Origin of the sequence: Rhodobium orientis, from assembly GCF_003258835.1 — a bacterium.
Taxonomy (GTDB): domain Bacteria; phylum Pseudomonadota; class Alphaproteobacteria; order Rhizobiales; family Rhodobiaceae; genus Rhodobium; species Rhodobium orientis.
Genome location: NZ_NPEV01000018.1, coordinates 55,786 through 76,248 on the forward strand (window position 1 = coordinate 55,786; position 20,463 = coordinate 76,248).

20 protein-coding genes are annotated in these 20,463 nt (G+C 63.5%); 6 read left to right on the plus strand and 14 right to left on the minus strand.

Features of this window, described 5'->3' with window-relative positions; all coding sequences use genetic code 11:
• Positions 1 to 215 precede the first annotated feature (215 nt).
• The 8 genes from CH339_RS10335 to CH339_RS10365 all read right to left on the minus strand — a co-directional run bounded on the left by CH339_RS10335 (position 216) and on the right by CH339_RS10365 (position 9,439).
• Positions 216 to 1,529 (minus strand): glycosyltransferase family 4 protein, encoded by a 1,314-nt coding sequence (locus tag CH339_RS10335; RefSeq protein ID WP_170138482.1) that lies wholly within the window; start codon positions 1,527 to 1,529, stop codon positions 216 to 218.
• Positions 1,526 to 2,860 (minus strand): lipopolysaccharide biosynthesis protein, encoded by a 1,335-nt coding sequence (locus CH339_RS24660; protein WP_170138483.1) that lies wholly within the window; start codon positions 2,858 to 2,860, stop codon positions 1,526 to 1,528. The genes CH339_RS10335 and CH339_RS24660 overlap by 4 nt, the downstream gene beginning before the upstream one ends.
• Positions 2,857 to 3,711 carry a polysaccharide deacetylase family protein gene (locus CH339_RS10340; protein ID WP_111434278.1) on the minus strand — a complete coding sequence of 285 codons (855 nt, stop codon included), beginning with the start codon at positions 3,709 to 3,711 and terminating at the stop codon, positions 2,857 to 2,859. The genes CH339_RS24660 and CH339_RS10340 overlap by 4 nt, the downstream gene beginning before the upstream one ends.
• Positions 3,645 to 4,850 (minus strand): glycosyltransferase family 4 protein, encoded by a 1,206-nt coding sequence (locus CH339_RS10345; protein WP_111434279.1) that lies wholly within the window; start codon positions 4,848 to 4,850, stop codon positions 3,645 to 3,647. Before CH339_RS10345 ends, CH339_RS10340 begins: the two co-directional genes overlap by 67 nt.
• A complete protein-coding gene (locus tag CH339_RS10350; RefSeq protein ID WP_170138484.1) occupies positions 4,840 to 5,997 on the minus strand; it encodes a DegT/DnrJ/EryC1/StrS family aminotransferase in 1,158 nt (385 codons plus the stop codon). The genes CH339_RS10345 and CH339_RS10350 overlap by 11 nt, the downstream gene beginning before the upstream one ends.
• A gap of 2 nt (positions 5,998 to 5,999) precedes the next feature.
• Positions 6,000 to 6,725: a nucleotidyltransferase family protein gene (locus CH339_RS10355; RefSeq protein ID WP_111434281.1), complete on the minus strand. Its 726-nt coding sequence runs from the start codon at positions 6,723 to 6,725 to the stop codon at positions 6,000 to 6,002.
• A gap of 89 nt (positions 6,726 to 6,814) precedes the next feature.
• Complete coding sequence (locus CH339_RS10360; protein WP_111434298.1) at positions 6,815 to 7,933, minus strand: NAD-dependent epimerase/dehydratase family protein; 1,119 nt, start codon at positions 7,931 to 7,933, stop codon at positions 6,815 to 6,817.
• 36 nt (positions 7,934 to 7,969) lie between these two features.
• Entirely contained in the window at positions 7,970 to 9,439 is a 1,470-nt protein-coding gene (locus CH339_RS10365; protein ID WP_111434282.1) for an undecaprenyl-phosphate glucose phosphotransferase, read from the minus strand.
• A 385-nt stretch (positions 9,440 to 9,824) separates the two neighbouring features.
• Here CH339_RS10365 and CH339_RS10370 point away from each other — a divergent pair, with 385 nt between their 5' ends.
• On the plus strand, positions 9,825 to 10,892 hold the full coding sequence (locus CH339_RS10370; RefSeq protein ID WP_111434283.1) for a polysaccharide deacetylase family protein: 1,068 nt from the start codon (positions 9,825 to 9,827) through the stop codon (positions 10,890 to 10,892).
• A gap of 329 nt (positions 10,893 to 11,221) precedes the next feature.
• Here CH339_RS10370 and CH339_RS10375 read toward each other — a convergent pair whose 3' ends face one another.
• Positions 11,222 to 11,434: a DUF2842 domain-containing protein gene (locus tag CH339_RS10375; protein WP_111434284.1), complete on the minus strand. Its 213-nt coding sequence runs from the start codon at positions 11,432 to 11,434 to the stop codon at positions 11,222 to 11,224.
• Between the two features lie 152 nt (positions 11,435 to 11,586).
• Here CH339_RS10375 and CH339_RS10380 point away from each other — a divergent pair, with 152 nt between their 5' ends.
• A complete protein-coding gene (locus tag CH339_RS10380; protein WP_111434285.1) occupies positions 11,587 to 12,690 on the plus strand; it encodes a COX15/CtaA family protein in 1,104 nt (367 codons plus the stop codon).
• Between the two features lie 12 nt (positions 12,691 to 12,702).
• Here the strand turns inward: CH339_RS10380 and CH339_RS10385 are convergent, their stop codons facing one another.
• The 4 genes from CH339_RS10385 to CH339_RS10400 all read right to left on the minus strand — a co-directional run bounded on the left by CH339_RS10385 (position 12,703) and on the right by CH339_RS10400 (position 15,505).
• Positions 12,703 to 12,999, minus strand: a complete 297-nt coding sequence (locus tag CH339_RS10385) for a hypothetical protein (protein ID WP_111434286.1) — start codon at positions 12,997 to 12,999, stop codon at positions 12,703 to 12,705.
• 161 nt (positions 13,000 to 13,160) lie between these two features.
• Positions 13,161 to 13,592 (minus strand): hypothetical protein, encoded by a 432-nt coding sequence (locus tag CH339_RS10390; RefSeq protein WP_111434287.1) that lies wholly within the window; start codon positions 13,590 to 13,592, stop codon positions 13,161 to 13,163.
• A gap of 40 nt (positions 13,593 to 13,632) precedes the next feature.
• Positions 13,633 to 14,001 carry a DUF6152 family protein gene (locus CH339_RS10395; protein WP_111434288.1) on the minus strand — a complete coding sequence of 123 codons (369 nt, stop codon included), beginning with the start codon at positions 13,999 to 14,001 and terminating at the stop codon, positions 13,633 to 13,635.
• 214 nt (positions 14,002 to 14,215) lie between these two features.
• Complete coding sequence (locus tag CH339_RS10400; RefSeq protein WP_111434289.1) at positions 14,216 to 15,505, minus strand: O-acetylhomoserine aminocarboxypropyltransferase; 1,290 nt, start codon at positions 15,503 to 15,505, stop codon at positions 14,216 to 14,218.
• A 351-nt stretch (positions 15,506 to 15,856) separates the two neighbouring features.
• Between CH339_RS10400 and CH339_RS10405 the strand changes: the two genes are divergently transcribed.
• Positions 15,857 to 16,579 carry a hypothetical protein gene (locus tag CH339_RS10405; protein ID WP_146610150.1) on the plus strand — a complete coding sequence of 241 codons (723 nt, stop codon included), beginning with the start codon at positions 15,857 to 15,859 and terminating at the stop codon, positions 16,577 to 16,579.
• Positions 16,580 to 16,615: 36 nt separating this feature from the next.
• On the opposite strand, the gene CH339_RS25320 is transcribed toward CH339_RS10405, so the two are convergent.
• On the minus strand, positions 16,616 to 17,995 hold the full coding sequence (locus tag CH339_RS25320; RefSeq protein ID WP_111434291.1) for an enoyl-CoA hydratase: 1,380 nt from the start codon (positions 17,993 to 17,995) through the stop codon (positions 16,616 to 16,618).
• 176 nt (positions 17,996 to 18,171) lie between these two features.
• Here CH339_RS25320 and CH339_RS10415 point away from each other — a divergent pair, with 176 nt between their 5' ends.
• The 3 genes from CH339_RS10415 (at position 18,172) to rpsI (ending at position 19,768) form a co-directional block, all read left to right on the plus strand.
• Positions 18,172 to 18,609, plus strand: a complete 438-nt coding sequence (locus CH339_RS10415; RefSeq protein WP_111434292.1) for a PaaI family thioesterase — start codon at positions 18,172 to 18,174, stop codon at positions 18,607 to 18,609.
• Positions 18,610 to 18,806: 197 nt separating this feature from the next.
• On the plus strand, positions 18,807 to 19,271 hold the full coding sequence (rplM, locus tag CH339_RS10420) for a 50S ribosomal protein L13 (protein WP_111434293.1): 465 nt from the start codon (positions 18,807 to 18,809) through the stop codon (positions 19,269 to 19,271).
• A gap of 2 nt (positions 19,272 to 19,273) precedes the next feature.
• Positions 19,274 to 19,768 (plus strand): 30S ribosomal protein S9, encoded by a 495-nt coding sequence (rpsI, locus tag CH339_RS10425; protein ID WP_111434294.1) that lies wholly within the window; start codon positions 19,274 to 19,276, stop codon positions 19,766 to 19,768.
• Positions 19,769 to 20,463: the final 695 nt, after the last annotated feature.

A 20,463-nucleotide genomic window follows, 5' to 3' on the forward strand; every position in this document is an offset into this window, starting at 1 on the left:
CGACAAAAGAAAGCCGCGGGAGCAATGACCTCGCGGCTTTCTTTTGCTTGTGATGCCAGATGCAGCTATGGCGGACCTTGATCCCACCCATCCAATGTCATTGCGAGCGAGCGAAGCGAGCGCGGCAATCCAGGGGCCGCACGCTCGGAGCATGCCGGCCTGGATCGCCGCGTCGGCCTGTCGGCCTCCTCGCGATGACGGAGTAGCGTTCGTCCTCAGCTGATGGCCGCCAGCACGCCTTCCGCGAAATTCCGTGCCATGCGCTCGATCGTGTAGTCCTCGACCGAGGCTCTCGCCCCGTCCGCCAGGCGCGCCTGCAGGGCGTCGTCGGTGAGGAGGGCGGCGACGGCGTCGGCATAGTCGGCAACGTTCTCCGGATCGGACGTGATCAGGCCGTTCTCGCCGTCGCTCAGATATTCGATCTCCGGCGAATGGTAGGGAACGTTCGTCGTCACCATCGGGCAGCCGGCGGCGAAGGAGTCGATGATGGCAAGGCCGACGAGGCCCGGCATGACGAAGGCCTTCGCCATCTTCAGGAGCGTCGCCTTTTCCCGTCCGAAGCGCGGGCCGAGGAAGTGGATGTAGTCGCAGCTCGCCGCGGCGATCTGGGCGATCTCGGAGTGCGAGCCGGAGCCGACCATGACGAGATGGAAGTCCGGCACGGTCTCGCGGATCCTTTCCGCCGCTTCGATCAGGAACGGCAGCCGCTTTTCCTGGTACATGCCGCCGATATAGATGGCGATATTGTCCGAGGCGATGCCGAGCGCCGCCTTCTGGGCCGCGATGTCCTCGGCCGTCACGGCTTCAAGCTGGCCTTTCAGCGCACCGGTATCGATGCTGTTGTAGTTGACGGTGATGCGCTCGCCGGGAAAGCCGTAGTCCTCGACGATCTTCTTGACGCCCGGCGTATAGGCGAACCACCAGTGGACGCGGGTCGCAAGCTGCGCCTTCAGCTTTTCGCGCCAGCCGTCCGGCCGGTTCGCCTGATAATTCTTGCCGTGCCCGAAAAAGGCGAGACGGCTGCCGGAAAGGAGATATCGCGCCTGCAGCAGATAGTTCACGAGCAGCTTGTTTTCCTGCGAGATCACGGTGAGTGCCGAGCCCCGGGTCGCTGCGAGTGCGTTCTGCCAGTAGAGCTCGCCGCCCGGGATCGGGATGCGCTTGACCGGGATCTTGACCGCCCAGGGCAGTTCCAGTGTGTCGCCCTTCTTGGCATCGGAGCCGACCGGATCGCTGTAGATCAGGCGATAGTTGACGCCGTGCTCGGCGAGGATGTCCCGCACGATGGTGTGGAACGGGATCCGGTAGTGGCTGAGGACGAGCGTCAGGAAGCTGACGGTCGGCGCCCGATCGGTCCCGGCAACGCCCGCTTCGCCGGCAATGGTCGCCGATGCCGTGCCCGTCCGTGCCGCGCCGGAGGCGCGCTCGCGAAGGGCGAGGCGTCCGAACGCGCGGCGCCGGGCCTCGGCCTTCGGCGCCGGCCGGTCGTGAGGGGCGTCGTCGGGCGTCGTGCTGGATGAGAGGGTCACGACAGGGCTCCATCTGAATGGGGGCTTATGGGAGGATAGGCGGTGTTGGCCGGCGTGCCGCGCCTGGCGGCGGCGGCCTTGCGCTGGTCGCGGATGATGACGGAAAGCACCAGGCTGACGCAGACCGCATGGGCGATGCCGAGGCAGATGGCGACGCCCTCCAGCCCGAAGCCGCGCATCAGGGGGTAGATCAGGATCACGGCGGCGGCCGAGGAGACGGTGTAGGACAGGAACACGCTCCTGGTGTCCTCGATGGCGCGCAGATAGTGCGTCCAGATGCTGTTGATGACGATCAGGGAGTAGGTGATGCCGAGGATATGCGTGAGATGCGCATATTCGGCATATTGCGGCCCGAAGACGGCGGTCAGCATTTCGCTGGAATAGACCGAGACCAGGACGATGAGGGCGATGACGGCGCCGCCGAGGAAGGCGGACTGGCCGAGCAGGTAGTCGCGCAGGCCCTCGCGGCCCTTCAGCCGGAGCTGTTCGGCGGCGTTGCGCGGGATGTGGTTCTCCATCGCCAGCGTGATGGTGTGGGTGATGCCGAGCATGTATTGCGCGGCCCGGAGCCCGCCGATGGCGGTATCGCCGAGTTCCACGCCGACGATGACCCAGATCGCCTGTTCCTGGCCGAGCGAGACCAGAAGCATCAGGATCATCCAGCGCGACATCGGCCAGTGGCGGGCGAGCACGGCGGTAAAGAGCCGCTTCTTGTAGGGCCCGCGCATCAGGCCGAGCGAGAACGGAAGGGTCGCCAGCAACGCCGAAGCGGCCAGCAGATAGAGCAGCGTTGCCACATCGACGGAAAAGGCTTCGAAGACGATGACGGCGGCGGCGACCGCCATCACGGCAAGGCGCACGATATCGAGGCCGGCCGCGAACAGGCGCCGGCGCTGGGCAAAGAGGATGCGCCGCAGCATGATCTGCTGGTTCTGGGCAAAGGTGATGGCGGCGCTGGCAAGGAGCACGTCCGGCGAGAAGCTGTCGCCGCGCAGCGCCCCGATCAGGAGCAATATCAGCATCATGGCGGCACCGCCGAGGGCGGAGAACACCAGGCCGAGCGCCCAGATCGTTGCGAAATAGCTCTTAGAGCGCATCGGCCGAGAGCCGGCGAACGTCATCATCGGCATGGTCAGCACGTGGCCCTGGGCCACCGAGATCACCATGGCGATCATCAGGATCAGCGTGAAGACGCCGAAATCGGCGATGCCGAGCAGGCGCGCGGCGGCGATGCCGACGGCGAAATTGAAGCCGCTGACGAACACCTGGCTCATCACCGAATAGGTGACGTCCCGCTGCAACAGGGAGGAAAGGCGAGCGGAAAGGCTCATCCTGTGAGGCTCCTTCCGGTCAGCGCGGCATAGAGCGAGCCGTTGATCCTCAAATCCTCCAGGTTGCGTTCAAGACTGTTTTCAAACTTCCAGCCGGTACGGTGCAGCGTTAGCGGATCCCGGAAAGACCGCAGTTGGAGTCCGGAGATCGCCGTTGCGATGGTGCGAAAGCCGATATTGGAACAGTAGGCCTTGAGGCTTTCGGAAAAATGCCGCCGCATGCCGTAGGGATAGGAGAAATCGACGACCTCGTCGCCGAAGAAGTCCTCCAGATAGGCCTTGGAGCGGTCGATCTCGTTCGCCCATTCGCCGCGGTCGATCTGCGGCAGCCGCCGGTGGGTGTGGGTGTGGCAGCCGATGGCGTGGCCGGCGTCGTGGATTTCCTTCAGCTCCTGGCGCGACAGGGTCGGGCTCGCGCCCTGATAGCGAATGCGCCCGAAATAGGCGGCGATGTCGGAGGCTGAGGCCTCGTCGCGCATGACGCCGGTGTTGACGTAGAAGGTCGCGGTGGCGCCCAGCCGGTCGAGCGGGCGCAGCGCCCGGTGCCAGCTCTGGAAATTGTCGTCGAAGGAGACGAAGAGAAGCTTCCCGCTGGCGCCCGGGTCGGTGTACTCGCCGGCCGTCACCGTCCGGTAGCCGTGGTCGAGGAAATGACCGACGGCTTCGGAAAACTTGCCGAACTGGGTCGGTTCCAGGTCATGGAAATAGATCGCCACCCGCTCCGGCAGCTCGCGCATCTGGAACGGCACATGGACCGCGCGCAGCGTGGAGAGCACCAGTTGCTTCACGGTCGGACCTCCCCGATGCTCGGGGCAGGCGTCGGCGGCAAGGCGGGCTGCTTGGGATCCCATGACAACTCCTTGAGCACCCGGTTGCGATAGCGTTCCGGGCTGAATTCTTTCAGGTACTGGGTGCGGGCGGCCGCCTTGTCCCGTTCCAGGAGGGCCGGATCGGCCTTATAGGCGGCAAAGATTGTCTCGATGGCATCGAGGAGGGCGGTGCCGGTGAGCGACGGATCGAGCACATTGCGGGAAAGCTCCGGGCCGACCATCTCGGCAAGCCCGCCGACATTAAGCACGATCGGCGCGGCGCCATGGGCGAGCCCTTCGATCAGCGCCAGCGGCGCAAGATCGTGGCGCGACAGATAGAGGAAGACGTCGAGGCCGCCGAGGATGCGGCTTTTTTCGTCTTCGGACACCCGGCCGGTGACCGCGATGGAGTCCGCGACGCCCCGTTCGGCGACGCGCGCCTCAAGACCCTCGACGGAAAGCTGGGCGGTCGGCCCGCCGACCATCGTGGCGGCAACCGGAATACCGGAGTTCTCGAGCCGGCCGATGGCGTCGACGAAATCGAGGACGCCTTTTCTGGGATCGAGATTGCCGAGGCAGCCGACGGTGAGCGGGGAATGCGGTGCGGTCGCACGCCCGCCCGGGTCGGCCGCGATGTTCGGCAGGTCGATGACGTGGGAAAAGAGGTCCGAACGGCGCCCTAGGCGGCCGGTGTCGGCGGTGATCGCGATCAATTCGGTCCCGCGCAACAGAAAGCGCATCAGCGTCGCCTTCCGGCCCGTGCCCGTGAGGATGTCTTCAAGCCCGTCGCCATGGACATGGAGCCAGACCCGGTCGGCGAGCAGCCGGGCCATGCCGGCAAGGAGCGCGTCGCGGATCGCGGTATGGGCCCAGGGCGCCATGCCGAGATAGGCGAGCCGGAACCGGCGGCCGGAGACGAGCATCCAGGCAAGGTCGAGGAGAAGGGCCAGAAAGCCGAAATACTTGCCGAGGCTGCGCTTGCCGACGTCGTTGTTGGTGGCGGCGCCGCCGCGCCATTTCTGGAGCACGTCAAGACCCGCATCCCGTTCCAGGATGCTCTTCACCGTCGCGGCAACGGCGGACTGGCCGTGATGCGGCGGCGGCAACTGGGCAAGGAACAGCACCGCGCGGTTGTCCGCGCGGGCGTTGTCGGAACGGGGCTGGCGGGTCTCAGGCTGCATGGCGCAAAAGGCTTTCCGCAATGAGACCGATGATGTCCTCCGGCGCTGCGTCCGGCAGATAGGCGTGCATCGGCAGGGTGATCATGCTTTCCGCGAACGCTTCCGTCAGCGGGAGGGCATCGGAGGCCGTGTCGGCAAAGGCGGTGAAGAGATGCACCGGCGGATAGTGCAGGCTCGACTGGATGCCGTTGTCGGCGAGCATCTGGCGGATCGGATTGCGCGCTTCGCGCGGCACGAGGATGCCGGCGAGATGCGCCGTGCCACCTTCGGGGTCGCTGCCATAGAGGTACCGCATGCCGGTGTCGGATGCGCGGGCGACGAGGTCGGCGTATGCGCGGGCGTGGCCCTGGCGCAGCGCGTTGAGGTCGTCGAGGCGCTCCAACTGGGCGCGGCCGAGGGCGGCGCGCAGGTCGTCGATGCGGTAGTTGTAGCCGTGCGCGGTGACGTCATAGGTCGCCGGCCGGCCGTGGTGGCGGTCCCAGGAGAGCGACGTCATGCCGTGCGAGCGCAGATTGCGGATCTTCGCGGCCAATGCGTCGTCGTCGGTGGTGACCATGCCGCCTTCGCCAGTCGTCATGTTCTTGTTGGAAAAGAATGAGAAGCAGCCCACAGCTCCGAGCGTGCCGAGCGCGCGGCCGGAAAACCCGTCCATCCGGTAGAGCGGCGCGTGACAGGCGTCCTCGATCAGCGGCAGGCCGTGCGCCTCACAGATCTTGAGGATCTCGGCCATGCGCGCCGGATAGCCGCCGTAATGCATGACGACGACGGCCTTGGTGTTCGGCGTGATGTGCCGTTCGATCTCGGCTGGAGCGATGGTCGGCTCGTCGAGGGCGACGATGTCGGCAAAGACCGGCTTGGCGCCGACGGCCTTGGTCATGTTCGCCGCGGCAACGAAGTTGATCGAGGGCTGGATGACCTCGTCCGTCTTGCTCGCGCCGATCTCAAGGGCGGCCAGCGCCAGGTGCAGCGCGGCGGTGCCGTTGGCGACCGCGATGGCGTGCTTGGCGCCGGTCAGCTCGGAAAACCGCTTCTCGAAGGCCTGCGTGTTCGGACCCATGGAGAGCCAGCCGGACTCAAGGCACGACAGGACGGCGGCTTTTTCTTCGTCGCCGAGCACCGGCTCGGAGAGTGTGTATTTCCAATCCATCGTCATGCTCCGCAAGAGAACCGCATCGGGTCCTGTTCGAAAATGTCCTGGGCGAGGGCGTAGTCGTCGGGCCGGCCGATATCGAGCCAGAAGGCGTCCGACTTGTGGATGCGGACCTTCTCGCCGGCATCCAGCAGCTTCAGGACGAGGTCCGGGAAATCGAGATACTGGTCCTTCTCGATGTAGTTCAGCACCCGCGGCTCGTAGACATAGACGCCCATGGAGACCGTGTGGGTGTGCTCCGGCTTCTCGATGTAATTGGTGAGAACGCCGTTGTCGTCGGCCTCCAGGATGCCGAGGTCGATCTTGGTCTTCTTGGAATGGGCCGCAATCGTCAGCGCCGCGCCCGATGCCTGGTGGGCATCGCAGAGGTCGCGGAAATTGAGGTCGGTTAGGAGGTCGCCGTTCATCACCATGAAGGTGCTGTCCAGATTTGGCACGCTGGCGAGCGAACCGGCCGTGCCGGTCGGCGCCTCTTCCTCGACGAAGGAGAAGTTGATCTTCTCCGCCAGCGTCTTGTGCTGGGCGATGAAGGCGCGGAAGAACTCCGCAAGGTGCCCGAGCGTCAGCGTGACGTCGGTGAACCCTTGCGCGGAAAGCTGGCGCAAGAGCACTTCCAGGATCGGCTTGTCGCCGACCGGAACCAGCGGCTTGGGGAAGGTCGCAGTGAAGGGCCGAAGCCGCGTTCCCTTGCCCCCAGCGAGAATAACGATGCGATTACAAGGCATCTCAATTGTCCCATTCGTGGTCAGTCGGCGAATACGTGGCAAGAAGCGCGCCAGGGCGGCCGAAAAAGCGGCCCCGGCGCCCGCATCGGTCAGCTTCGGGTAAGTTCGTAGTTACCGAAGAATGAACGGCGCTCTTCAACCTCGTCGAGGAGGTGCGCATCGAGCGCCCACAGGATCTCGTCGATGCCGTCCTCGACCGTGTAGCGGCATTCGAAGCCGAGCTTGTCGTGGAGCTTTTGGAAGCTGACCCGGTAGTTCCGCGGGTCGGTGCTGTTCGACTTGTAGGCGACCTTGCGGTCCGGCAGGCGGGTCAGCACCAAATCGACGATCGACTGCTTGGTGTGGTTGTTGGCGTCGCTGCCGGCGTTGAAGACCTCAAAGGCGACCTCGTCGACCGGGAACTCCAGCACGTGGCGGATCAGCCGGCCGAAATCGCTGACATGGCAATAGGGCCGCCAGGTGTCCGCATCGTAGACCAAGAGCTCCTTGTCGAGCGCCAGCTCGCGGGTGAACTCGTTGACGGTGAGGTCGAAGCGCATGCGCGGGGCGAGGCCGAAGGCCGTGGCAAAGCGCAGGATCGTCGGCGAATAGTCGACCTTGCCTTCCTGCGACAGCAGGTGCTTTTCGATCGCCACCTTGGATTCGGCATAGAGCGACAGCGGCGTCAGCGGGCTGTCCTCGCGGGCCAGCGTTCCCTCGTCCATCAGCCCGTAGTTGGAGCAGGTGGAGACGAAGATGACCTTGTTGAGGCCCCTGCCGTTGAGGTGGTCGATGCAGGTCTCAACGGCGACGTCGTTGACCTTGTGGGCCTCCGCCGGGAATTTCTTGGTGATCGGATCGCCGACCAGCCCGCCGAGGATGACGACGTCGGTGACGTCCTCAAGGGCCCGGTCGAGATCGTCCGGGTTGCCCATGTCGCCGAACACGAAATCGTAGTCCGGATGGGGCAGGGCACCCATCATCGCCGACTGATGGTTATAGACCAGCAGGTCGAGATTGGTGACGGCAACGCCGTGCCGCAGCAGTTCGCTCGCGACAGGGCCGCCGATATAGCCGGCGCCGCCGACGATCAGCACGCGCCGCTGGCGGTCGGCACCGAAGCGTGCCGCAAACCGCTCGGCTTCCGCGGCGATGCCGAGGGCGTTCTTCGAGATTGCGGCGTCGCCGCTCCTTGCGGCGGGATGCGGAGGCTTGAAGGGCGTGTTCATGTCGGCGCTCACTTTCGTTGCGGTGATGTCGGGCGGTTAAAGGGCGTTCTTGTGGACGATGCCGAAGAAGGGCGTCGCGGCGAGGATCTTGAGGTCCATCCAGAGCGACCAGTTCTCGATGTAGTCGAGGTCGTATTCGACGCGCTTGCCCATCAGGTCCGGGTCCTCGGTCGGGCCCCGAAAACCGTTGATCTGGGCCCAGCCGGTGATGCCCGGCTTGACCCGGTGGCGGGTCTCGTAGCGCGCCAGCATGCCGGCATACTGGTCGTTGAGGGCGATCGGGTGCGGCCTGGGGCCGACGACGGACATGTCGCCGAGCAGCACGTTGAAGAGCTGCGGAAGCTCGTCGATGGAGGTCTTTCGGAGGATCGCGCCGACCCGGGTGACGCGGGCATCGCCGCGCACCGCCTGGCGGAACTCGTCGCCGTCCTCCATCACCCGCATGGTGCGGAACTTGAAGACGTTGATGACCCGGTGGTTGAAGCCGTGGCGGCGCTGGCGGAAGAACACCGGACCCTCGCTGTCCAGCTTGATGGCAATGGCGGCGCCGATCATGATCGGGGCGGCAAGGACGAGCGCCACGCTCGCCACCGCATAGTCCTCGACCACCTTGACCAGATAGGACCAGTCGGAGATCGGCTTGCGCTGGATGTCCAAGAGGCGAAGCTGGTTGAGGGACGAAACGCCCCTTATCGGGACATGGCCGTTGCCGATACCGAGATAGAGCTGCACTTCGGTCGGCAGCACGGCGAGCGCCGTCAGCATCCGCTCCAGGTCGCTCGGCGACATCATGGAGGCGGCGACGATGATGGTGTCGAGGTGGTTGGCCTGGCCGTACTGGACGAGTTCGCCGATGTCGCCGGCCGGATTGCCGTCCGGGCGCGGCTCTTCGCGCGAGAAGATGCGTGCGACACGGATGCCGAGGTCGGAGGTGCGGATCTCTTCGGCGATATCGCGGGCAAGCCCGGCATTGCCGATGATCGCCACCGTCTTCTGGATGAAGCCGCGGGCCGCAAGGCCGGCAAAGATCCGGGCCGCGATGGCGCGCAGCACGGTGACGATGACGACGGAGGCCAGCAGCCAGGAGACGAACCAGACGCGGGAATAGTCGTTGGCGACGCCGGCAACGAAGCCGATGACGATGACGGCGACGAAGGCAAGGATGAGCGAGAGCGCGACCTTGCCGATGGTGGCGGAAAAACGCCGGAGCTGGGCGAAATCGTTGAGCCGGTGCTGGCGCTGGAAAAAGGCGGCAAGAACCGGCACGACGAGGAGCGGCGTCAGGTACTCCGCGAAATAGGCATCGACCTGGAGCCGGCCGCGCACATAGATCTCGGCAATGACAAGCCCGACGAGAAAGATCGCCAGCATTTCGACTGCGATATAGACATCGACCGTGATCCGGGCGCCGAACAGCCTGGAAAACCGGCTGGCCCAGGCGCTGCGCGGTCCGAGGTCGATCGGCGGCGATCGCATTCCGGACGGATGAATTTGGTCCGTCGACATGGCGGAGTCCCTTTTTGGCGGACCGTTTCGAAACACCGGCAAGGCATGCCGGATGTATCAATTCGGACCGGTGGGTCATTTTCTGTCGGGACGGCAGCAAGGACTATGCCATGAGAGGGTTTTGCTTCGCCGCGGCCAGGCAGTCGCGCGCCCACGAGCGCGTTAACCTTTACGAAAGATAAACGGGACCGCTCCCTTGGTCGCGAAACGTCCTTGCGTCATCTTTGAGGGAGCGGTCGCCAATCAATCGGGATCGATGCGCACATCCGGGTTCAAGGTTTTTAAAGGCGCATCTTCTATGCTTGGTCTTGGCGGCACCGTTGCGCCGGCCGGCGTCATTGCTGGCGTCAGGAGTGAAGATTTCGAACCAAGCGGTTTGTGACCCATGGCGACTATGGCGGGATTGTCGAAACGCGATGCCTACAAGGCTGGTCTGAACGCCCTCTATTTCACGGGGACGCACCGGCTGCTGGCGCCGTTCACGCAAGGGCTGGGTGCGATCCTGATGCTGCATCGCATCGCGCGCGAGCCGGCAAAGGGCTTCAGCCCCAACGCCTTTCTGGAGATCACGCCGGACTATCTGGTGTCCGTGCTGGAATACCTGCGCGCCCAGGACTACGACATCGTCTCCCTCGATGAGGTGCCCGAGCGGATCCAGAACCCCGACGGACGGCGCTTCGTCGCCATCACCTTCGACGACGGGTTCAGGGACAATTATGAGATCGCCTATCCGATCCTGAAGCGCTACGGGGCGCCGTTCACCGTGTTCGTGGCGTCGGCCTTCGCCGACCGCACCATCGATCTGTGGTGGGTGGCGCTGGAGCGGATCGTCGGGCACAGCAACGAATTGACGGTGACGCTGCACGGCCGCGAGCGCTCTTTCGACTGCGTCCGCCCCGCCGACAAGATGAAGACCTTCGATACCTTGCAGAAATGGCTGACGACGGTCGCGACCGAGGACGAGCAGCGCGAGACCATCCGCCGGATGGCCGAACGCGCCGACCTCGACCTTGCGGAAATGAACGCCGAACTCGCCATGACCTGGGGCGAGATCAGAGAACTCTCGGCCGATCCGATCGCCTCAATCGGCGCCCACACGGTCAACCATTATGCCGTCGCCCGGCTCGGTGCCGAGCGCGCCCGCGACGAAATTATCGCCGGCGCCGACCGCATCGCCCGCATGACCGGGACCCGGCCCCAGCATTTCGCCTATCCCTATGGCAGCCCGATGGCCGCCGGCCCGCGCGACTTCGAGATCGTCCGCGACCTCGGCTTCAAGACCGCGGTGACGACGCGCCCGGGCCTCCTCTACGGCGACCATGTCGACCACATGACGGCGCTGCCACGGGTCTCGCTCAACGGCGAGTTCCAGGCCATCCGCTACCTCGACATCCTGCTCACCGGCGGCCCGCTCGCCCTCAACAATGGGTTCCGCCGGCTGAACGTGGCGTGATTTTTTGGCGGGTGCGGGGTAGGGGGAGGCCACCGCGGCGCCTCGCGCCGGTCGCGTTTTACCCGCCAGCGATGGCTTCAAACTCCGCCGTCACCCCGGCCCCCGAGCCGGGGTCTCATGCCCGTCTCAACACGGTACGCCGTCGATTGGGGCACCGTCGCTCTGGATTGCTTCGCTCCGCTCGCAATGACGGTCGATAGTCTTTAGGTGTTTCAACGTCATTGCGAGGAGGCCGATAGGCCGACGCGGCAATCCAGTCTGCCGCTCCACAATGCTCCGATTCATTTCGCAGAAATAATAGAATAAAAACAATAAAATAACAGAAAAACCTAAATCACTTTATCGGGTTTCTGCATCCACGAAATGAGGGCCATGGCCGGCAACACCCAGGCAAAGCCGGCGATCACGTAATAGACGATCTGCACGAGCTTGGTGGTGCCCGGCAGCAGCGCGACGCCGAGGATCATCGCCAGGAACACATAGACGATGACGAAGGCGACGAGGATCAGCGTCCCGACCAGTTTACGCACCCGTTGCCGCATTGTCTGTTCCCGTTGTTGATCCAAGCTACCGCCTGCCTACCGCCTTTCGCCCGTCCCTGTCGAGACGCCGCGTGCGCGGCATTTCTCCTTGAGCCTGGTTCCGGCCGGGGATATTCGACAGGCAGCATTTCATTCAAGGAGCGGTGAGAACGATGGTCGCAGCGATTGCCGGAATGGACGAGGGACGAAGGGTCGGCAGGTATGGCGCCGACCGCACGATGATCCGCACCTGGCTCACCGTCGTCGCGGTGCTGATCCTGGCCATGGTCGTCGTCGGCGGCGCCACGCGGCTGACGGACTCGGGCCTGTCGATCACCGAATGGAAGCCGATCCACGGCGCCATCCCGCCGCTCAATGCCGCCGAGTGGCAGGAAGAGTTCGCCAAATACCAGGAAATCCCGGAATACGACCTCGTCAACAAGGGCATGAGCCTCGACGAGTTCAAAACCATCTTCTGGTGGGAATGGGCGCACCGCCTGCTCGGCCGGCTGATCGGCGTCGTCGTCCTCGTGCCGCTGTTGGTCTTCTGGGCGCGCGGCCGGCTGGAGCCGTGGCTGAAGCCGCGGCTGGCGGTGCTGTTCATCCTCGGCGGGCTGCAAGGGGCCGTCGGCTGGTGGATGGTGGTCTCCGGCCTTGCCGACCGGGTCGACGTCTCGCAATACCGGCTGGCAACGCACCTGACCTTCGCCTGCATCATCTTCGCCTACACGGTCTGGCTCGCCGGCAGCCTGGCGCCGGCAAAGGACCCGCCGATGCGGGCCGGCTGGGCGAAGGTCACGGCCTATCTGCTGCTCGCCATGGTGTTCGTGCAGATTTATCTCGGCGGGCTGGTCGCCGGCATCAAGGCCGGCCTCATCTACAACACCTGGCCGCTGATCGACGGCGCGCTGATCCCCGACGGGCTGTTGTTCGAGACCCCGGCCTGGCGGAATTTCTTTGAAAACCACCTGACGGTTCAATTCGACCACCGCATGGCCGGTTATCTGTTGTTTGTCCTCGCGCTCCTGCACCTGTGGGCGACGCTGCGGGCCTATGCCGGCACGGCGTTCTCCCGCCGCGCCATCGCGCTCGCCGTGCTGGTTTTCGCGCAGGCGACCATCGGCGTCCTGACGCTCCTCCACGTCGTGCAGATGCACCTGGCGCTGACCCACCAGGCCGGCGCCGTCATCGTGCTCTGGCTCGCCACCCGCCAGCTCCAGGCCGTCACCATCGGCGAACGCGGGGTGGGCGACGGCAAGGTCGCGCCCGCAGCGTAGGGCAGGCGTCGCCTATTCCGGGCCGGACTCGGTCAGGTAGCAATAGGTGTTGTTGGAAACGCTGATGAGCGCCGGTTCGCTGCCATCACCGCGCAGCATCTCATAGAGGATGGCCGTCCCTTGCATGTAGATGTTGCCGGACTCGACATCCGTGAGATTGACGAGCTGTGTGGTCGAGCCGCTGTTGTTGCAGACCAGATTGCAGAGGCGCCCGCTCCGGCAGGTGAACGTTGTGGTCGGATCGGCGGACGCAAGAGTCGGCGCCAGGACAAAGGCAGCACCGAGCAGAAAGGCTGTCGTCGTTTTCATAGTCGCCATACCTTCTTTGCATCGCGAGGACGATGTCAAAAGGTTACGCGAACCCAGTCAGATATACAACTAATAGAAGTAGTAAAAATATAAACAATTTTTTATTTGCATTGGTAGTAGCCTTGGACCGGGCAAACACGGGTCGCAAACGCGCCGGCGCCTCATCCGGCAAACGCAATCAGCCGCCCGCAGGCCAGCGCCGACAGCCACCAGAGGATAGACAGGCCCGGCAGCCAGAACCGCTTTTCTTGCGCGGCGCGCTCCAGCCACAGGCCGTGGCGGGCGTGCAGGGTGAGCGCTGTGACGATACCGGCCGCAACGATTCCCATCTTGGCGAGGAAGACCGGGAGCTTGAGGTAGTCGGCCGGCTGCACGGAAAACAGCAACACGCCGCTCGCGATGGCGATGAGAAGGCCAGTCGCCGCTGTCGGCACCAATACCCGCACCAGCGACAGCCGGTCGGCGGGTTTCCAGAACCCCAGCAGCTTCAGGTCGAGCGGCAGCACCGCGCCGACAAGGAGCGCGATGCCGAAGATGTGCGTCGCGCTAACGGCCGCATAGCCGTAGCGCGAAAACCGCAGATAGTGCGCCACTGCCGTGTCTCCGAGGAACGCGGCGGCGGCGAGGAATCCCTCAGTCACGGTCGGGATAGAGCAGGTATTCCTTGTCGCCGAGATAGATCTTCTCGGCCTTCATCAGGCGCTTGGTCATGTCGGCCGAGGGCTCGCCGACGATGCGGACCTCGACGCCCTCGGCAAGGTCGCCGTCCTTGAGGCCCGCGCGCTCGTTGCGCCAGGGCTGGCCGACCTCCACGGTCCACATCTCGCCTTCGGCATCGACCGTCAGCACACCGTGCGGATTGCCGAGCTGCACCGTCCGGATGATGCCGGTGAGTTCGATGTTGTCGCCGGTCGTCCAGCGCCAGCCGTGATGGGCGAGCGCGTTGCCGGCGGAAAACACCATCACGCCGACCAGCGCGGCCATCGTCCAAAGTCGGGTCATCGGGGCCTCCCGTGTCGTTCCAGGTCCGGCGCAAAGGCCGGGATGGGTTCGGATCGAGGATCGCACGCAAGGCACACGACCCGAACCGGCAACGCGATCACAAGAGGGCCGGTGCCGTCACGTCTGCGTTATCCGCGGACCGGTGGGCACACGAAAAAGGCCACGCAGGGTTTTCCACCTGCGCGGCCTTGGGCGTTCGAAATCGGGACGGCGATCAGCCGATGGCTGAAAGCGCCTGGTCGAGGTCGGCGATGATGTCCTCGGCCTCCTCGATGCCGATCGAGACCCGGATCACGTCCGGGCCGGCGCCGGCTGCCACCTTCTGCTCGTCGGAGAGCTGGCGGTGGGTGGTCGAGGCCGGGTGGATGATCAGGCTGCGCGTGTCGCCGATATTGGCGAGGTGCGAGAACAGCTCGACATTGGAGACGACGGCAACGCCCGCGTCGTAACCGCCCTTGACGCCGAAGGTGAAGACGGCGCCCGCGCCCTTCGGCATCAAGGCCTTGGCGAGCGCGTGGTAGGGCGACGAAGGCAGGCCCGCATAGGAGACCCAGGAGACGGCCGGATGGGCATCGAGCCATTCGGCGACGAGCTGGGCGTTTTCGCAATGCTTCTGCATCCGAAGGCCCAGCGTTTCGATGCCGGTCATGATCTGGAAGGCGTTGAACGGCGAGATCGCCGGCCCCAGATCGCGCAGGCCGAGGACGCGCGCGGCGATGGCGAAGGCGAAGTTGCCGAAGGTCTCGTGCAGCACCATGCCCTGATATTCCGGCCGCGGCTCGGACAGGAACGGATAGCGCCCGCCCTTCGACCAGTCGAAGCTGCCGCCGTCGACCAGCACGCCGCCCATCGAGTTGCCGTGGCCGCCGAGGAATTTCGTCGCCGAATGGACGACGATGTCGGCGCCGTGCTCCAGCGGCTTGCAGAGGTACGGGGTCGCCATGGTGTTGTCGACGATCAGCGGCACGCCGGCCTTTCGCGCGATATCGGCGATCGCCGCGATGTCGGTGATGCTGCCGCCCGGATTGGCGATGCTTTCAATGAAGATCGCCTTGGTCTTGTCGGTGATGGCGTCGGCAAAGCTCTCAGGGTTGTCGGCGTCGGCCCAGGCGACGTTCCAGCCGAAGCTCTTGAAGGAGTGGTTGAACTGGTTGATCGAGCCGCCATAGAGCCGGTTGGCGGCGACGAACTCGTCGCCCGGCGTCAGCATGGTGTGGAAGATCAGCATCTGCGCGGCGTGGCCGGAGGCGACCGCGAGCGCAGCGGTGCCGCCTTCCAGCGCCGCGACGCGCTCTTCCAGCACGGCCGTCGTCGGGTTGGTGATGCGGGTGTAGATGTTGCCGAAGGCCTGCAGCCCGAACAGGGACGCGGCGTGGTCGACATCGTCGAAGACATAGGCCGTGGTCTGGTAGATCGGCGTCACCCGTGCCCCGGTGGTCGGGTCGGGCTGGGCGCCGGCATGGACGGCGAGCGTTGCAAAGCCGGGTTCGCGGTCGGCGGTCATGAAAATTCCCCCTGTTGATGTCGCGCGGGTTGTGGAATGCCTGAGTGTCAGGGCTCTGGCGCGTTTGTTGCCGAGAACGGAGCTTCCGTCAAATGAGGCGCGGCTAATTTAGGGTTCATGGAGGAAGTCGCTTAACCACAGCGACACAGCCGCCAGATTGAAGAGTGCTGGCAAGGCCGGTCATATGATAGACCTATGGTTGTGGCTTCAAAAGCGCGGGGCCACGTCGATCGTCCGTAGATCAGGTCCAAATCGAAATTCCGAAGTCGTTCCCACATGCAGCGTTGGGTCGACCGGCCTTGCTTGTCTTAGGCAATAAATTACGGGAAATACCGGGCAGGATTGACTTGCATGTTTTCAACAATCCCATTGCTACGCTTTGCGCTTTGGAGCCCCATGGCGGTTGCTGCGGCCTCGATTATCTACATTTTGATTGGTGTGGAAGATCACACCTGGGCCGCTGAGGCGGCGGCGGCCGCTGAAAACGCCGGGTATTTCATAAATTTGTTTGCTTTTGTAGTGATCTTGAGTGCGCGGGAGTATTCCCGCATTGTTGTTAATCTAATATTTTCATTGTTAATGCTGGCATTCACCCTTCTCGGCGTGATGGATGCTTTCCCCGGAACAGGAGATCGGTACGGAAACCACTGGGCTGATGCCACAGCATGGATCGGATTGTTCAACTATTTGGTGATAGGCGCGGCTTTGCCGAAGCAAGGGTGGATCGCATTGGCAGCATTCGCCAGCGCCTTTCCGGTGGTGACGATCGCTGCCTATCTTGAATTGACCACGCCTCTGGCAAAAGAATTTGCAGCGATCGACCATCAAACGGCCTGCATGTTTCGCATTACCAAACCTGCCTGGAACGTCATCAATACCAGCCGAATTTACGCTTTTTCCGAAGTAGATTTAGGCTATTTCATTGGCGAGCATTCTCCACGGGTCGCAAAGGTCCAAGGAGAAGGCGTGTATTTATGGCGATATGGCGCCCGGGAGTTTTCCAAGTCCTACCGCGATGTCGGACTGTTTTCAGACTTGGTTCGGCGATGTGCCGCCGAACGCGGCAATCGCTAGCATTTTCGGAATTTACGCACCTACCTGCTGCATGCATCACGCATGCTTGTGCGGTCCCCCGCGCAGGCCGAGATGCTGGAAACCCTTCTGCAGCTTGGGGCGCTTTGAGGAGATCGTGCGGCTGTTGACGCCGGTCCAGGCGATCTCGTGGGAGAGTCGGCCATATTCGATCTTCGGGCAGCGGTTCATGACGACGCGGATGCCCGCGTCCTCGGCCCGGGCCGCGGCCTCGTCGTTGCGCACGCCGAGTTGCATCCAGATCGCCTTCGGCCGCGGGTCGAGCCGCAGCGCTTCCTCGGTGATTGCCGCGGCGGCGGCCGAATTGCGGAAGATGTCGACCATGTCGACCCGCCCCGGAATGTCGGCAAGGCTGGCATGCACCGGCTGGCCGAGCAGTTCCTTGCCGGCAAGGCCTGGATTGACCGGGATCACCCGGTAACCCTTGGCCAGAAGATATTTCATGACGAGATGGCTCGGCCGCGTTGGGTTGGCGCTGGCGCCGACGATCGCGACGGTCTTCACCGTATCGAGGATGTCGCGGATGTAGGCATCGTCATAGGCGTCGTGGTCGACCGCGATCGCCGGAGCGGCCGGGGCATCGTCCTCCCAGACGGGTGTGCGCTTGTCGATGAAGGCGGCAATGCCGATCTCCGCATCCGCCATCATCAGATTGTCGACGATGACGCAGCTCATGTCGTTGTAGGCCTCCGTGATGCCGGCCTCGACCTGGCGGTAGAAGGCGGCCTTGCCGAGGGCGACGACCTTGCGGGATTTTTCCGCCGCGCGCCGGGCGAGCGCCAGCGTCGCGGAAGAAAGTTCTGTGGCCTCTACCACGCGGTTGACGAGGCCGAGCTCGCGGGCACGCTCCGCACCGATGATTTCGCCCGTGGTCAGCATCTCCATAGCCGCCTTGCGCGGCACGTTGCGCGACAGCGCCACCATGGGCGTGGAACAGAACAGGCCGGCATCGACGCCGTTGACGCCGAAGCGGGCAAGGTCCGAGGCGATTGCCATGTCGCAGCTCGCGACGAGCTGGCAGCCGGCGGCGGTCGCAATGCCGTGCACCTCGGCGATGACGACGACGGGAAGCCGGGCGATCGTCAGCATGGTCTCGGTGCAAAGCGCAAAGAGGTCGTCGTAAAACGCCTTGCCGCCGTCCTCCTCGGAGCGGTGGGACGTGATTTCCTTGAGGTCATGGCCGGCGCAGAAGCCGCGCCCGGCGCCACGGATGATGACGGCGCGGACCTTTGGGTCGTTGCCGACCGTGTCGAGCTCGGCCTTCATCGCCTCAAGCAGCGGCACCGACAGGCTGTTCAGCGCCTTCGGCCGGTTCAGCGTCAGGATGGCGACGCCGTCGACGTCCTCGCGGATCACCAGCGGCTCGGTCTCGGCGGGAAGGGCAGCATCGAGGGTCATCGCGTTTCCTCTGGGCGATCTTTGGCGTCACGGTTCGGCGCCACAATATCGGCCTTCGCGCGCGCCGTCGACAAAGACGCAACCGGGTTTCACAGGAATGCGTCAGCCTCCTTGCCATAACGCGCCGGTTCGGCAAAATGGCGGCGTAACAATAGAAAAAACGGGGGAGGGGGCGCATGGCGCTCGAACCGATCATGAGCGCGGACGAAGTCATCGCGCTGCTCGACCGCGAATTCCCGCAGATACATGAGGGCGGCCAGTCCTATTTCATTGAGGGCATTGCGCCGGGCGCCGCGAGCCTGCGCCTGCACGCCGCCGCGCGGCACCTGCGCCCCGGCGGCACAGTCTCCGGCCCGGCGATGATGACGCTGTGCGACCTTGCCGCCTATGTGGTGATCCTCGCCCATATCGGCCCGGTGGCGCTGGCCGTCACCACCAACCTCAACATCAATTTCCTCAACAAGCCGGAGCCGGGCGACATCGTCGCCGACTGCCGGCTCTTGAAGCTCGGCAAACGGCTTGCCGTCACCGAATGCCGGATGCACTCGGTCGCCTCCGACACCATCGTCGCGCACGCCACGGCGACCTATTCGATCCCGCCGCGGGACAAATGAGTATTATAATACCGTTATCCCAACCATCTGGTTTTGAACGGATTTTTGAAAAAAGCGCTTGACGGCGGGGCGTCGCTCCCGTACATCACGCGGCGATTGGCGGCGGCCGGCTTGGCCGCCTTTCGCGTTTTTCCCGTCAAGGGATCGCGCGCCGACCAGAAAAACCCGATCGAAACACGAAAACCAGGGCTGATCGCATGAAGACCTATTCGGCCAAAGCGTCCGAGATCGATAAGAAATGGATCTTGATCGACGCCGAGGGCGCCGTCGTCGGCCGTCTTGCCGCTTTCGTCGCAAATCGTTTGCGCGGCAAGCACAAGGCGACCTTCACGCCCCATATGGACTGCGGTGACAACGTCATCATCATCAATGCGGACAAGGTGGTGCTCACCGGCCGCAAATATTCCGACAAAGTCTACTACTGGCACACCGGCTATCCGGGCGGCATCAAGGATCGCACCGCGCGTGAGATCCTGGAAGGCCGGTTCCCGGAGCGCGTCGTCGAAGCGGCGATCAAGCGCATGATGCCGGGTGGCCCGCTGAGCCGCACGCAGCTCAAGAACCTGCGCATCTATGCCGGCGCCGAGCATCCGCACGAGGCCCAGCAGCCCGAGGCCGTCGACCTGGCGAGCTTCAATGCCAAGAACAAGAGGAGTGCCTGAGAATGGCCGACGAAATCCAATCTCTTGAGGATCTGGGTACGGCACTCGGCACGACGCCGGTCGCCGCCGCCGAGTCCGAGGGCCCGGTCCACGTCCAGAAGCTGGACGCCCAGGGCCGCTCCTACGCCACCGGCAAGCGCAAGGACGCGGTCGCCCGCGTCTGGCTGAAGCCGGGCAGCGGCCGCATCACCGTCAATAAGAAGGACTTCACCGAGTATTTCGGTCGTCCGGTGCTGCAGCTCATCGTCCGCCAGCCGATCCTCGCGGCCGACCGCGACGGCCAGTACGACATCGTCGCCACCGTCTCCGGCGGCGGCCTGTCCGGCCAGGCCGGCGCGCTCCGCCACGGCATCTCCAAGGCGCTCACCTATTATGAGCCGGACCTGCGCGGCATCCTGAAGAAGGGCGGCTTCCTGACCCGCGACTCCCGCGTCGTGGAACGCAAGAAATACGGCCGCGCCAAGGCCCGCCGGAGCTTCCAGTTCTCCAAGCGCTAAGGCGTTTCGGCATCCGACAAGAAGAAGGGCTGCGGTTCGTTCCGCGGCCCTTTTTTGTGTTTCTGCGGCGGCCCTGCTTCAATTTGAGCATTTGATTGACGAGCTTGAAAATTGGAAAAAATCGTGAGGGCGCTATACGGGCCTACGTATTGGATTTTTCAGCAGTTTCGATCAAGGGCTGGATCATGAACGCATGGGTCGCCGAATGATCCAACGGCAGACCGATGGATCGTCTTGGAGAAATGTCGCCAAAAAGGTGGCGCCATATTCCGGCTTATTGTTCATTGTTCCCTTTATCTTGATCCTATATTCAACAATTATCCTTCGAAGGCTACCGACGCAATTTTGTGACTCAATATATTTTTATACGAGCTTGGGTTTTTTAGCGATATTGGTTGTATCGTTCCTGTTTACATATTCAGATTTGAAGAATTGGGTCCGAATATTATCAGTTTTATTATTCGTAGTATATTTTTCATGCGCGTTCTATTTTCACGTATTTTTTGAGTATGATCGTTTAGATCCTTCCGTTTCCGAATGGGATTTTACGGTATTTTTTGTTGGAGGCGTCAGTTTTGGGGTCATTCAATTATTCTACGCAAGCCATTTTTAGAGCGCTTTGCGTTTAATCTGCGACATATCCTGACGCTTTGAGGAAGTTGAAGCATTCTTCGGGGTCGAAGAGGTCGCAGATG